1 protein-coding gene is annotated in these 15684 nt (G+C 75.8%); it reads right to left on the bottom strand.

Annotation, left to right across the window (positions count from 1 at the left end):
- Positions 1–6: 6 nt before the first annotated feature.
- The coding region (locus ACFYWL_RS17890; protein WP_386973805.1) for a type I polyketide synthase at positions 7–15684 on the bottom strand (15678 nt) is incomplete at its 5' end.

The following is a 15684-nucleotide window of genomic DNA, read 5'->3' as shown; positions in this document are numbered from 1 at the left end:
AATCGGTCAGAAGACCCCACCCATGGCGCCGTCCGGGCCGCCCAGCTCCCGGTGGATGAAGTCGAACAGCTCCGCGTCGCTGGCCCCGTCGAGCGTCGGCGCAACAGACGCGTCCGCCGACGTAGGCCGGTCGTCGCCCCAGCGGGCCAGGAACGCCTGCATCTGCACCAGCAGCTTCTGCCGGGTGAGCTGGTCGGGGGCGCTGGCGGCGAACAGCCCGTCCAGCTTCTCCAGCTCCGACAGCAGCCCCTCGGTGGCCGTCGCCCCGTCCGCCACCACGAGCGTACGCAGGTGCCGGGCCAGGGCCAGCGGCGTCGGGTAGTCGAAGACCACGCTGGCCGGCAGGGTCGCCCCGGTGGCCGCCCGGAGCCGGTTGCGCAGCTCCACGGCGGTCATCGAGTCGAAGCCGACCTCCCGGAACGCCCGCCCCGGGCCGAGGTCGCCGGCGTCGGGCAGGCCGAGCACCGCCGCCGCCTGGGCGGCCACGAGTTCGACCAGCACGGCGTCGCGTTCGGCGTCGGTGAGCGGGCGCAGCCGGTCCCGCAGCGCGTCGGCGGCCCCGTCGTCGGCCGGTTCGGCGCTGTGCAGGCCGCGCAGCGCCTCCCGGGCCTCGGGGACCTCCCCGAACAGCGGGCGGGCCCGCACGGCGGCAATGGCCGGCACGAACCGGTCCCACCGTACGTCGGCCACCACGACCTGCGCGCCGTCGGCGACGGCCTGCCGCAGCGCGGCGGTGGCCAGGTCGGGGGCCATGCCGGGCAGGCCCCGCCGGCTGAGCTGGTCGAGGTCGGCGTCGGCGAGGCCGTCGGCCCAGGGGCCGAACGCTACCGACGCCACCGGCAGGCCGGCCCGCCGCCGGTTCTCGGCGAGGACCTGGAGCAGGGCGTCGCCGGCCGCCTGGCCGGACCGCCCGCCGGAGCCCCACACGCCGGAGGTGGAGGAGCAGAGCACCAGCGCGCCGAGCGCCGCGCCCTCCAACTCGTCGGCGTAGCGGGGGATGTCGCCGACGGTGGCGACGAGGTCGGCGGCGAGGCCGGCGAGGGTCAGCTCCGCCAGCGGCACGGTGCCGGTGTCGGCGGGCACGTGCAGCAGCGCCGTCACCGGCCGCCCGTCGGCGGCGAGCTGTTCCATCCGGTCGGTGAGCTTCCCGCCGGCCGGCTGGTCCAGCGGCACCACGGCCGCGCCCTGCCGGCCCAGCCAGGCCGTGGCGTGGCCGGCGACGGTGCCCGCCCCGCCGGTGACGAGGACGGTGCCGTGCGGCGTCCAGCCGCCGCCCGTACCGTCGGCCGGGTCGGTGGCCCGGACCAACCGCCGCGCGTACGCGCCCGAGGCGCGGACGGCGAGCTGGTCCTCCCCCTCGGCGTTGGTGAGCGCGGCGACCAGCCCGGCGGCGAGGTCGGCGGTGACCGTGCCGGGCAGGTCGACGAGGCCGCCGACGTGCCGGGGGTGTTCCAGGGCGGCGGCCAGGCCGAGGCCCCAGGTGGTGGCCTGCCACGGCCGGGCGGCCGGCGCGTCGTCGGTGGCGACGGCACCGGCGGTGGCCAGCCACAGCGGCAGCGGTGCCTCGGCCGGAAGGCCGGTGTGCGCCTGCAACAGCAGCAGGTTCGCCGCGAGGCCGGCGGGCAGGGCGTCCTGCCCGGGGTGCGGGGCCTCGTCGAGGGCAAGCAGGGACAGCAGCCCCGTCGGCTGGTGCGTGGCGCAGGCCAACGCCAGGTCGGCGGCGAGGCCGTCCCGGTCGACGGTCGACGGGTCCACGGTGAGCAGGTGCACGGCCGCCCCGCCGGCGCGCAACGCGTCGGCGACCGCGTCGGCGGCCTCCCGGGGCGGCGCGACGACCAGCCAGGTGCCCGGGTCGGCGGCGGTAAGCCGCTGGGGCCGCCAGGTGACCCGATAGCGCCAGCCGGCGATCGTGTCGTCCTCGTGCTGGCGGCGTCGCCACGACTCCAGCTCCGGCAGGAGGTCCCGCAAGGGCTGGCTGGTGTCGATGCCGAGCCGGTCCAGGTCGCCGTCGGTGACCGCCCGCCAGAACGCGGCGTCGGCCCGGTCCGCCCCGCCGGCCGGCGACGCGGTGAGGGTGGGCCAGTAGCGCTGCGGCTGGAACGCGTACGTGGGCAGCTCCGGCAGGTCGCGCGGGGCGGGCCGGGGTCCGGCGAGCGGGGCGAGCAGCGCCGCCCAGTCGAGGTCCCGGCCGGTCGCGTAGCGGGTGGCGAGGGCGGCGAGCAGCGCCGCCGGCTCCGGCACGCCGGCCCGCAGGGCGGCCACGGCGGTGGCGTCGTCGGGCAGCAGCTCCGCGTTCATCGCGGTGAGCACGGCGGCGGGGCCGATTTCGAGGTACGTGTCGACGCCCGCCCCGCGCAGCGCGGCGATCCCGCCGGCGTAGCGGACGGCCTCGCGGACGTGCCGCACCCAGTAGTCGGCGGTGCGCAGGTCGTCGCCGTCGGCGAGCGCCCCGGTCAGGTTCGACACCACCGGCAGCAGCGGCGCGGCGAAGCTGAGCGTCTCCAGGGTCGCCCGGAACTCGGCCAGCATCGGCTCCATCAGCGGACTGTGGAACGCGTGGCTGACCGTGAGCCGGCGCGTCCGTACGCCCCGCTCCCGCCAGGCCCGCTCGATCTCGTCGAGGGCCCCGACGGCACCGGAGACGACCACCGACGTCGGCCCGTTGACGGCGGCGATCCCGACGTCGGCCCGACCGGCGATCGACCCGGCCACCTCGGCCTCGGGCGCGTTGACCGCGAGCATCCCGCCGCCGGCCGGCAACGCCTGCATCAGGCGACCCCGCGCGGCAACCAGTGCGCACGCATCCGCCAGCGACAACACCCCCGCCACGTGCGCGGCGGTGATCTCACCGACCGAATGGCCACCGACGAAGTCCGGCACCACACCGAACGACTCGACGAGCCGGAACAACGCCACCTCGACCGCGAACAACCCCGCCTGCGTGAACACCGTCTGATCCAGCAGACCGGCCTCGGCGGAACCCGCGTCCGCGAACAACACCGGCCGCAACGGCTGCGGCAGCAGCGGATCCAGGTGACCACACACCTCGTCCAACGCCGAGGCGAACACCGGGAACACGGCGTACAACTCCCGGCCCATTCCCGCACGCTGCGCGCCTTGGCCAGAGAACAGGACGGCGGTGCCGCCCGTCGCCGCCGGGGCGGGCGCGACGAGGGCGGGGTGGGTGCTGCCGGCGGCGAGGGCCCGCAGCGCCGCGAGCCGGGTCTCCGGGTCGGCGGCGACGACCGTCGCCCGGTGGGCCAGGTGCGCCCGGCCCTCGGCCAGCGCCCAGGCCACCGCCCCGGCGTCGGCCGCATCGACACCGACCGCGCCGACGTCGGCCGTACCGCCGCCCGCGACTGCCGGGTCGGAGCCGGACGGGGCCGCCGGGCCGGCGAGCCGGCGGGCCAGCCGGTCGGCCTGCTCCCGCAGCCCGGCCGCCGTGGCGGCGGAGACCGGCCAGGGCAGCGCCGCGCCGCCCGACGCCGACCGCTCGGCCAGGCCGGCGGACTCGACGGGGTCGACGGACGCAGCGGGGCCGACCGGTTCCTCCGCCGGTGCCTGTTCGAGGATCACGTGGGCGTTGGTGCCGGAGATCCCGAACGACGACACCCCGGCCCGGCGGGGACGGCCGTCGGCGTCCCACGGGCGGGCCTCGGTGAGCAGCGCCAGCGGGGACGCCGCCCAGTCCACGTGCGGGGACGGCTCGTCGGCGTGCAGGGTCGCCGGCAGCGTGCCGTGTCGCAGGGCGAGCACCATCTTGATCAGGCTGGCCGCGCCGGCCGCCGCCTGGGTGTGCCCGATGTTCGACTTCACCGAGCCCAGCCACAGGGGACGGTCGGCGGGCCGGTCCGGCCCGTACGCGGCCGTGAGCGCCTGCGCCTCGATCGGGTCGCCGAGGGTCGTGCCGGTGCCGTGCGCCTCGATGGCGTCGACGTCGGCCGGGGTGAGCCCGGCGTTGGCGAGGGCCTGCCGGATGACCCGCTGCTGGGCGGGCCCGTTCGGGGCGGTGAGCCCGTTGGACGCGCCGTCCTGGTTGACGGCGCTGCCGGCCACCACGGCCAGGATCCGCCGGCCGTCGCGGCGGGCGTCGGAGAGGCGTTGCAGGAGCAGGACGCCGACGCCCTCGCCCCAGCCGGTGCCGTCGGCGTCCGCGCCGAACGCCTTGACCCGCCCGTCGGCGGCGAGGCCGCGCTGCCGGGAGAACTCCAGGAACGCCCCCGGCGTCGACATGACGGTCACGCCGCCCGCGAGGGCCAGGTCGCACTCGCCGGAGCGCAGCGCCTGCGCGGCCAGGTGCAGCGCGACCAGCGACGACGAGCACGCCGTGTCGACGGTGACCGCCGGCCCGTGCAGCCCGAAGGAGTACGCCAGCCGGCCGGACACCACGGACGCGCCGTTGCCGGTGGCCTGGTAGCCCTCCACCTCGGAGCGGGCGCCCAGCAGCAGCGTCGCGTAGTCCTGCCCGTTGGTGCCCATGAAGACGCCGGTGGCGGAGCCGCGTACCCGGTGCGGGTCGATGCCGGCCCGCTCGAACGTCTCCCAGGTGGTGTGCAGCAGCAGCCGCTGCTGCGGGTCCATGGCCAGGGCCTCGCGGGGGTTGATGCCGAAGAACGCGGCGTCGAAGTCGGCCACGCCGTCGAGGAAACCGCCGCTGCGGGCGTAGCTGGTGCCCACCCGGTCCGGGTCGGAGTCGAACAGGGCGGCGAGGTCCCAGCCCCGGTCGGTGGGCATCGGCCCGATCGCGTCCCCGCCGTCGAGCAGCAGCTCCCACAACTCCTGCGGCGACGACACCCCGCCGGGGAAGCGGCAGGCCATCGAGACGATGGCGATCGGCTCGTCGGCCGCCGGCCGGGCCGCGACCAGACCGACCGCCGGGTCGGCGTCGGCCGCGCCGGCAACCAGTTCGGTACGCAGGAACCGGGCCAGCTCCGCCGCCGACGGATGGTCGAAGACGACGGTCGACGGCAGGGTCAGCCCGGTGGTCCGGCCCAGCCGGTCCCGCAGTTGCACGGCGGCGAGGCTGTCGAAGCCGAGTTCCCGGAACGCCCGCCCGGCGGGCACCTGGTCGGTGGAGTCGTGCCCGAGCACCGCCGCCGCCTCGGCGCGTACCAGGTCGACCAGCAGGTTCTCCTGGCCGGTGGCCGGCAGCGCGGCGAGCCGGGCACGCAGGCCGCTGGTGGCGGCGTCGGCCTCCGGCCGCTGCGCCTCGGCGGCGGGGGCCGGGGCGACCCGGTCGAACAGGGTGCTCGGCCGCGCCGCGGTGAACGCGGCGACGAACCGGGACCAGTCCACGTCGGCGACGACCGGCGCGGCCTCGGGGGCGTTGACCCAGCGGCCCAGCGCCGCCACGGCGGCGTCGGGGTCGAGCGGGGTGAAGCCGCGGCGGCGCAGGCCCTCGGCGGTCTCCCCGGCGGCCATGCCGTCGGCCGCCCACGGGCCGTAGGCGAGCGCGGTGGCGGGCAGCCCCTCGGCCCGGCGGGCGGCGACGAGGGCGTCGAGCAGGGCGTTGCCGGCCGCGTAGCCGGCCTGGCCGCCGCCGCCCCAGACGCCGGCGACGGAGGAGAACACGACGAACGCGTCGAGGTCCCGGCCCCGGCAGGCGGCGTCCAGGTGCAGGGCCCCGAGCACCTTCCCGGCGAGGGTCGCCGACAGGTCGGCGGCGGTCACCTCGTACGCCGGGGCGGTGCCGCCGGACGCGCCTGCGGTGTGCACGACGGCGGTGAGGGCGGGCAGGCCGGCGACGAGGGCATCGACGGCAGCGGCGTCGGTGACGTCGCAGGCGACGACCCGCACCGCCCCGCCCAACTCCTCGACCAGCTCGACGGCACCGGGAGCGTCCGGGCCCCGCCGGGACGCGAGGACCACCTCGGCAGCCCCGTTCGCCAGCAACCACCGGGCCGTGTGCCGACCCAACGCACCCGTGCCACCGGTCACCAGCACCGTCCCCGACGGACGCCACCCCGACCCGACCGGCGCAGCGGCCGGCACCAACCGCCGGCCGAAGACGCCGTTGCGGCGGATCGCCACCTGGTCCAGGGTGCCGTCGGCGAGCACGGCGACGAGCGCGGCGCGGGTGCTGCGGTCGGCGCGGGCGGGCAGGTCGACCAGCCCGCCCCAGCGGTCGGGCTGTTCCAGGGCGACCGCGCGGCCGAGGCCCCAGGCGAGCGCCGCCCACGTGTCGGCGGCCCGCTCGCCGGCCGTCACCGGCAGGGCGGCGCGGCTGAGCGCCCACACCCGGCCGGGCAGGCCCGTGTCGGTCAGCGCCTGGGTGAGCGCGAGCAGCGTCGCCGCGCCGGCCGGCACGCCCGGCGCGTCCGGCAGCGGCTGGTCCTGCCGGGGCAGCACGCACAGCACGCCCGCCCAGCCCTCGACGCCGGTGCGGCGCAGCCGCTCGCCCAGCCCCGCCCGGTCGAGGGACGGCGGGACGGTCAGCGTGTCGACGGCCGCGCCGGCCTCGGTGAGGATCTTCGCGACGCCCGCGTCGGTGCCGCCGCCGACGGTGGCGACGAGCCACCGGCCGGTCAGCCCGACCGCCGGGGCCGGCCGCACGGGCTCCCACCCGATGCGGTACGACCAGCCGTCGAGCGCGGTGTCGCGGGTGCGCGCCTGCCGCCACTGCGACAGCGCGGGCAGGGCCGAGGTGAGCGCGTCCAGGTCGGCGGCGTCGCCGAGTTGGGCGGCCAGGGCGGTCAGGTCGCCGCGTTCGACGGCGGCCCAGAACTCGGCGTCCCCGCCGTCGGTGTCCCTCCGGGGGCGCGGCAGAGCTTCGGGCCAGAACCGCTGGTGCTGGAACGCATACGTCGGCAGGTCCACCCGCCGCGGGTTCGCCCCGGCGAACCACTGCCGCCACGACACCGGCACCCCGGCAACGTGCAACTCCGCCAGGGCGGCAAGCAGCCCGGTCACCTCGGGCCGGTCCCGACGCTGCGCGGCGACGGTCAACACCCCCTCGTCGCCGGCCAGCACCTCGGCGGCCAGGGCCGTCAACACGCTCTGCGGCCCCACCTCCAGGAACACGCCCACCCCCGCCTTACGCAGCACGGCGATCCCGTCGGCGAAACGGACGGCCTCCCGGACGTGCCGCACCCAGTAATCCGGGGTGCGGATCTCGTCGGCGTCGGCGAGCGCCCCGGTCAGGTTCGACACCACCGGCAGCAGCGGCGCGGCAAACGACAGCCCGTCGAGCACGGCCCGGAACTCGGCCAGCATCGGCTCCATCAACGGACTGTGGAACGCGTGGCTGACGGTCAGCCGGCGCGTGCGCACGCCCCGGCCCTGCCAGAACTGCTCGACCTCGGCAAGCGCCTCCACCGCACCGGAGACGACGACGGACGTGGGCCCGTTGGCGGCCGCGATCCCGACATCGGCCCGACCGGCAGTGGACTCCGCCACCTCTGCCTCGGGCGCGTTGACCGCGAGCATCCCGCCCCCGGCCGGCAACGCCTGCATCAGGCGACCCCGCGCCGCCACCAACGCACACGCGTCGGCCAGGGACAGCACCCCCGCCACGTACGCGGCGGTGATCTCACCGACCGAGTGCCCGCCCACGAAGTCCGGCACCACACCGAACGACTCCACCAGACGGAACAACGCCACCTCGACCGCGAACAGGCCCGCCTGCGTGAACACCGTCTGATCCAGCAACGCCGCCTCGGGCGTGCCCGCATCCGCGAACAGCACCGGCCTAAGCGGCTGCGGGAGCAGCGGATCCAGCTCGGCGCACACCTCGTCCAACGCCGACGCGAACACCGGGAACACGGCGTACAACTCCCGACCCATGCCGGCACGCTGCGCGCCCTGACCGGAGAAGAGGACCGCGAGCTGACCGCGTTCGGCCGCCGTGCCGGTGACGATGGCTCCGGAGGGATCGCCGCCGTCGAGCGCCCGCAGCGCGGCGAGCAGGCCGTCCCGATCGGCGACCATGGCAACGGCCCGGTGCTCCAGGGCGGGACGGGTCGTCACCGACGACCACGCCACGTCGACGGCGGCAAGGGACTCGTCGTCGGCCAACCACCGGGCCCACCGACCCGCCTGCCCGGCGAGGGCACCCTCGGTACGGGCCGACAGCAGCACCGGCACCACGGGCGGCGTCGCCCGCTCCACCACGACACCCTCGACGACCTCCGCCGGAGGCTGCTCGATGATCACGTGCGCGTTCGTCCCGGAGATCCCGAACGACGACACCGCCGCCCGACGCGGCCGATCCACCACCGGCCACGGCGTCGCCTGAGTGGCCAGGGCAACCGCCCCCGCAGCCCAGTCGACGTGCGGCGACGGCTCGTCCACGTGCAGGGTCGACGGCACCACCCCGTGCCGCATCGCGAGAACCATCTTGATCACACCCGCCACACCGGCCGCCGCCTGGGTGTGCCCGATGTTCGACTTGACCGACCCCAACAACAGCGGCCGGTCGACCGACCGGTCCCGCCCATAGGTGGCCAGCAGCGCCTGCGCCTCGATCGGGTCACCGAGGGTGGTGCCGGTGCCGTGCGCCTCGACCGCGTCCACGTCCGCCGGGGTCAGGCGGGCGTTGGCCAGGGCCTGCCGGATCACCCGCTGCTGCGACGGCCCGTTCGGCGCGGTCAACCCGTTCGACGCGCCGTCCTGGTTCACCGCCGTCCCCCGCACCACGGCAAGAACCCGGTGCCCGTTACGGCGGGCGTCCGACAGCCGCTCCACGAGGAGCATGCCGACGCCCTCGGACCAGCCCGTCCCGTCGGCGGCGGCGGCGAACGACTTGCACCGCCCATCCTCCGACAGGCCGCGCTGCCGGGAGAACTCGACAAACGTCCCCGGCGTCGCCATCACCGTCACGCCACCCGCGAGGGCCAGGTCACACTCCCCCGACCGCAGCGCCTGCGCCGCCAGGTGCAGGGCGACGAGGGACGACGAGCAGGCCGTGTCCACGGTCACCGCCGGCCCCTCCAGGCCGAACGTGTACGCCACCCGCCCCGACAGCACACTGCCCGACGTGCCCGTACCCACGTAGCCCTCGACCTCGGCGGGCAGGTCCATGAGGCGCGTCGCCCAGTCGTGGTACATGACACCGGCGAAGACGCCGGTGCGGCTGCCGCGCAGCCGGTGCGGGTCGACCCCGGCGGACTCGAACGTCTCCCACGACGCCTCCAGCAGCAGCCGCTGCTGCGGATCCATCGCCAGGGCCTCGCGGGGCGAGATGCCGAAGAACCCGGGGTCGAACTCCGCGGCGTCGTAGAGGAAGCCGCCGTTGCGGGTGTAGGAGGTGCCGCTGTTGTTCGGGTCGGGGTCGAACAGGGTGTCGAGGTCCCAGCCCCGGTCGGCGGGGAACTCGGAGATCCCGTCCCCGCCGGCAGCGAGGAGCGCCCACAGGTCGTCGGGGCTGGACACCCCGCCCGGGTAGCGGCAGGCCATGCCGACGATCGCGATCGGCTCGTCGGTGTCCTTCGTCGCGCTGGCGACCAGGTCGGTCGCCGACTGTCGTACGCCGGCCAACTCGGACCACAGGTGCTCGGCGAGCACGGCGGGGGTCGGGTAGTCGAACACCAGCGTCGAGCCGAGCCGCAGCCCCGTCGCCGCGTTGACCCGGTTACGCAGGTCCACCGCCGTCAACGAGTCGAAGCCCAACTCCCGGAACGCCCGGTCCGCCGGCACCGCCTCCGCGCCACCGTGCCCCAGCACCTGCGCGACGAGGCCCCGGACCAGGAGCACGAGTTGCGCCCGGCCTTCGTCCTCGGTGAGGGCGGCGAGCCTGTCGGCCCACCCCCCGCCACCGCCCTGCCCCGCCTGGCGGCGGCTGGTGGCGCTCGCGCCGACGAGGGTGCGCAGCATGGGCGGCACCGCCCCGCCGGAGGCGGCGGCCCGCAGGGCGGGCACGTCGATGGTCGCCGGCACCAGGGCGGGGCGTCCGGCCGCGAGGGCGGCGTCGAACAACTCCAGACCGGTGGCCGCGCTCATCGGCATCAGACCAGCCCGCGCCGACCGCGCCCGATCCACCTCCCCGACCGACGCCGCCATCCCGCCGGTGTCCCACATCCCCCACGCCAGGGACACCGCCGGCAACCCAGCCGCCCGCCGGAACACCGCAAGACCATCCAGGAACGCATTCCCCGCCGCATACGCACCCTGACCCGGGGAGCCGAGCACCCCCGCGATCGACGAGAACACCACGAACAGATCCAGATCAAGACCAGCCGTCGCCTCGTGCAGATGCCACGCCGCGTCCACCTTCGGCGCGAGCACCGCCGCCAGCCGCTCCCCGGTGAGCCCCTCGACGAGCCCGTCGTCGAGAACACCCGCCGTGTGCACCACCCCGGCCAGGCGACCGCCGTCGGCGGTGAGCCGCCCGACCAGGGCACGCACCGCCTCGGCCTCCGTCACGTCACACGCCGCCACCTCCACCGACGCGCCCAGACCCGACAACCGCCCCGTCAGCTCGTCCATGCCGGCAGCAGCCGCGCCCCGACGCGACACCAACACCAACGACCGCACCCCGTGCACCGACACCAGATGCTCCGCCACGAGAGCACCCAACGCACCCGTACCACCGGTCACCAGCACCACACCATCGCCCAGAGCGACCGGAGTGTCCGACGCCGACGCGCGCACCAGACGCGGCACCCACACCCCACCCGAACGCACCGCCACCTGACCACCCACGACGGCATCGTCGAGGGCACCGGCCAGCACGGCCGGCAGTTCGGTTGCGCCGTCGCCGTCGGCGTCCAGGTCCGCGAGGACGATGCGGCCGGGGTGCTCCGACTGGGCCGAGCGGAGCAGGCCCCACACGGCCGCGCCGGCCAGGTCGGTCACCCGGTCACCGGCACGCGCCGCGACCGCGCCCCGGGTGACGACGACCAGCCGCGTGTCGGCGAGCGCGTCGGCGGCCAGCCACGCCTGCACCGCGCGCAACACCTCCGACGTCACCGCCCGCACCACATCGGGGGCCGCGTCGACGGCACCGGCCGGCAGCACGAGGGCGCGCGGGGCGTCGGACCCTGCGGCCACCGCCGCCAGCAGGGCCGCCACGTCGGCGTACGCCACCAAGCGGCCCTCGCCCGCCGGCGCGTGGAGGAACCCGGTCGTGGTGGTGTCCTCGGGGGTGAGCAGCGCCCAGCCGGCGGGGTCGGCGGTCGGGGCGACCTCGACGGCCTGCCACACCACCTCGAACAACGACCGCGAGGCCGCACCACTGGCACCGACGCCGGTCGACTCCCGCAGCGTCAGCGAATCCACCGACACCACCGGCGCACCCGACTCGTCCACCGCGACAAGACGAACCCCGGAACCAGCCCGGGTCAACCGCACCCGCAACACCCGCGCACCCGACGCATGCACCTGCACACCCGAGAACACGAACGGCACCCGCGCCCCAGCCGACCCCTCGTCGGCCAACAACAACCCGATCGGATGCAACGCCGCATCCAACAACGCCGGATGCACCCCGAACGCCGCCGCGCCCTCCACCTCGTCAGGCAGAGCCACCTCGGCGAACACCTCACCACCACCGGCCCACACCCGACGCAACCCACGGAACACCGGCCCATACACCAGACCAAGCCCCGCCAAACCCGCATACCACCCCGAAACATCCACCTCCGACACACCCACCGGCGGCCACACCCCCACCACCGGCTCCTCAGCAGACGCCCCCTCCAGCGCACCCTCGGCGTGCCGGACCCACCCGGCATCACCGTCGCCTCGGGAGTAGATGGTCACCGTCCGCTCCGGCGCGTCGGCGGGGCCGTCGACGCGCACCTGGATGCGCACGCTCCCGGCGTCGGGCACGACCATCGGCGCGGCCATGGTCAGCTCCCGGAGCCGGGGCAGCCCCGCCTCGTCGCCGGCCCGGACGGCCAGCTCCACGAGCGCCGTGCCCGGCACGAGCGTCGCGCCGGAGACCGCGTGATCCGCCAGCCACGGGTACGCGGCGAGGGACAGCCGGCCGGTGAGCACCACTTCGTCGTTGCCGGCCAGGTCGACGGCTGCGCCGAGCAGCGGGTGCCCGGCGTCGCCCAGCCCGGCCCCCGACACGTCGCCGGTCCGGGGCCGGCCGGCGTTCGGCCAGTACCGCTGGTGCTGGAACGCGTACGTCGGCAGGTCGACCCGCGCCGGGCCGCTGCCGGCGAACCACTGCTGCCATGTCACGGGTACCCCGTGAACGTGCAGCTCGGCCAACGCGGCGAGCAGCGCATGCACGGCGGGCCGGTCGCGGCGCTGTGCGGCGACGGCGAGCACGCCCTCGTCACCGGCCAGCACGTCGGCGGCCAGGGCGGTGAGGACGCTCTGCGGCCCCACCTCCAGGAACGTGCCCACCCCGGCGGCCCGCAACGCGGCGACCCCGTCGGCGAACCGCACCGCCTCGCGGACGTGCCGCACCCAGTAATCCGGCGTGCGGATCTCGTCGGCGTCGGCGAGCGCCCCGGTCAGGTTCGACACCACTGGCAGCAGCGGCGCGGCGAAGCCGAGCCCGTCGAGGACCGCCCGGAACCCGGCGAGCATCGGCTCCATCAACGGACTGTGGAACGCGTGACTCACCGCCAACCGGCGGGTGCGCACACCCTTCCCCTGCCACTCCCGCTCCAGGTCGTCGAGGACGTCGGCGGCACCCGACACGACCACGGCCGCCGGTCCGTTCACCGCCGCGACCCCGACCCGGTCGCCCCGTCCACCGAGCGAGGCCAGCCCGTCCAGCGAGGCGAGCACTTCGGCCTCCGGCGCGGCCACCGCCAGCATCCCGCCGCCAGCGGGCAGGGACTGCATCAGCCGGCCCCGCGCCCCGACGAGGGTGCACGCGTCCGTCAGGGACAACACCCCAGCTGCATGCGCGGCCGTGATCTCACCGATCGAATGCCCACCCACGAAGTCCGGCACGATCCCGAACGACTCCACGAGACGGAACAGCGCCACTTCGACGGCGAACAGCCCGGCCTGAGTGAACACCGTCTGGTCCAACAGGTCGGCGTCGGCGGTGCCGGCATCTGCGAACAGCACCGACTTCAGCGGCTGCGGCAGCAACGGATCCAGGTGCACGCACACCTCGTCCAACGCGGCGGCGAACACCGGGAACGCCTCGTACAGCTCCCGGCCCATCCCGGCACGCTGCGCGCCCTGACCCGAGAACAGCAGGGCCAACTGCCCCCGCGGCGCCGCAGCCCCGACCACCACGGAACCCGACGGCTCACCGGTGGCCAGAGCCCGCAGGGCAGCCAGCAGATCGTCCCGGCCCTCGGCGACCACCACCGCCCGCTGTTCCAACGCCGGACGGGTCGTCACCGACGACCACGCCACGTCGACGGCGGCAAGCGAGTCGCCACCCGTCAACCAGCGGGCCCACCGACCCGCCTGCCCCGCAAGAGCACCCTCGGTACGGGCCGACAGCAGCACCGGCACCACCGGCGGCGTCACCCGCTCCACCACCACACCCTCGACAACCTCCACCGGAGGCTGCTCCACGATCACGTGCGCATTCGTCCCGGAGATCCCGAACGACGACACCGCCGCCCGACGCGGCCGACCCACCACCGGCCACGGCATCGCCTGAGTGGCCAGGGCAACCGCCCCCGCAGCCCAGTCGACGTGCGGCGACGGCTCGTCCACGTGCAGGGTCGACGGCACCACCCCGTGCCGCATCGCGAGAACCATCTTGATCACACCCGCCACACCGGCCGCCGCCTGCGTGTGCCCGATGTTCGACTTGACCGACCCCAACAACAGCGGCCGGTCGACCGACCGGTCCCGCCCATAGGTGGCCAGCAGCGCCTGCGCCTCGATCGGGTCGCCGAGGGTGGTCCCGGTGCCGTGCGCCTCAACCACGTCCACATCCGCCGGGGACAGGCGGGCGTTGGCCAGGGCCTGCCGGATCACCCGCTGCTGCGACGGACCATTCGGCGCGGTCAACCCGTTCGACGCGCCGTCCTGGTTCACCGCCGTCCCCCGCACCACGGCAAGAACCCGGTGACCGTTACGCCGGGCGTCCGACAGCCGCTCCACGAGCAGCATGCCGACCCCCTCGGACCAGCCCGTCCCGTCCGCCGACGCCGCGAACGACTTGCACCGCCCATCCTGCGACAGGCCGCGCTGCCGGGAGAACTCGACAAACGTCCCCGGCGTCGCCATCACGGTCACGCCACCCGCGAGGGCCAGGTCACACTCCCCCGACCGCAGCGCCTGCGCCGCCAGGTGCAGGGCGACGAGGGACGACGAGCAGGCCGTGTCCACGGTCACCGCCGGCCCCTCCAGGCCGAACGTGTACGCCACCCGCCCCGACAGCACACTGCCCGACGTGCCCGTACCCACGTAGCCCTCGGTGTCCGGCGGCAGGTCGGCCAGTCGGGAGGCGTAGTCGTGGTACATGACGCCGGCAAAGACGCCGGTGCGGCTGCCCCGCACCCGCGCCGGGTCGACCCCGGCGGACTCGAACGTCTCCCAAGACGCCTCCAACAGCAACCGCTGCTGCGGATCCATCGCGATCGCCTCACGCGGCGAGATCCCGAAGAACGCCGGGTCGAAGTCGGCGGCCCCGGCGAGGAAGCCGCCGTGCCGGGTGTAGGAGGTTCCGCTGCGGTCCGGGTCGGGGTCGAACAGGGTGTCGAGGTCCCAGCCCCGGTCGGCGGGGAACTCGGAGATCCCGTCCCCACCGGCAGCGAGGAGCGCCCACAGGTCGTCGGGGCTGGCCACCCCACCCGGGTAGCGGCAGGCCATGCCGACGATCGCGATCGGCTCGTCGACGCCGGTGACGGCGCGGGCCGCCGCCCGGCGGTCGGTGAGCTGGCCGGAGACCTGCTCGTAAAGGTGCTCGGCGAGCACGGCGGGGGTCGGGTAGTCGAACACCAGCGTCGACGCCAACCGCAGCCCCGTCGCCGCGTTGACCCGGTTACGCAGGTCCACCGCCGTCAACGAGTCGAAGCCCAACTCCCGGAACGCCCGGTCCGCCGGCACCGCCTCCGCGCCACCGTGCCCCAGCACCTGCGCGACGAGGCCCCGGACCAGCACGTCGATCTGGGCGCGGGCCTCGTCGGGGTCCAGGCCGGCGAGCTGGTCGGCCCAGTCGCTGCCGCCCTGGCCGGCCTGCCGCCGGGCGGTCACGGTGCCGACGAGGGCGCGCAGCACCGCCGGGACCGGGCCGCCCGCGCCGAGGGCGGCCCGCATGGCCGGTACGTCGAGCATGGCCGGCACCAGGGCAGGCCGGTCCGCCGCGAGGGCGGCGTCGAACAGCTCCAGACCGGTGGCCGCGCTCATCGGCGTCAGACCAGCCCGCGCCGACCGCGCCCGATCCACCTCCCCGACCGACGCCGCCATCCCGCCGGTGTCCCACATCCCCCACGCCAGGGACACCGCCGGCAGACCAGCCGCCCGCCGGAACACCGCAAGACCATCCAGGAACGCATTCCCCGCCGCATACGCACCCTGACCCGGGGAGCCGAGGACCCCGGCGATGGAGGAGAACAGCACGAACAGGTCCAGGTCGAGGCCGGCGGTGGCCTCGTGCAGGTGCCACGCGGCGTCGACCTTCGGCGCGAGGACCCGGGCCAGCCGGTCGGCGTCGATTCCGGTGACCACCGCGTCGTCGAGCACCCCGGCCGTGTGCACCACCCCCGCGAGCCGACCACCGTCGGCGGTGAGCCGCCCGACCAGGGCACGCACCGCCTCGGCCTCCGTCACGTCACACGCCGCCACCTCCACCGACGCGCCCAGACCCGACAA

The sequence above is a fragment of the Micromonospora sp. NPDC002575 genome (assembly GCF_042889525.1).
In the GTDB taxonomy this organism is placed as follows: Bacteria; Actinomycetota; Actinomycetes; order Mycobacteriales; family Micromonosporaceae; genus Micromonospora; species Micromonospora carbonacea.
The sequence above is the reverse complement of the archived record's forward strand: the minus strand, read 5'-3'. Positions and strand labels throughout refer to the sequence as shown.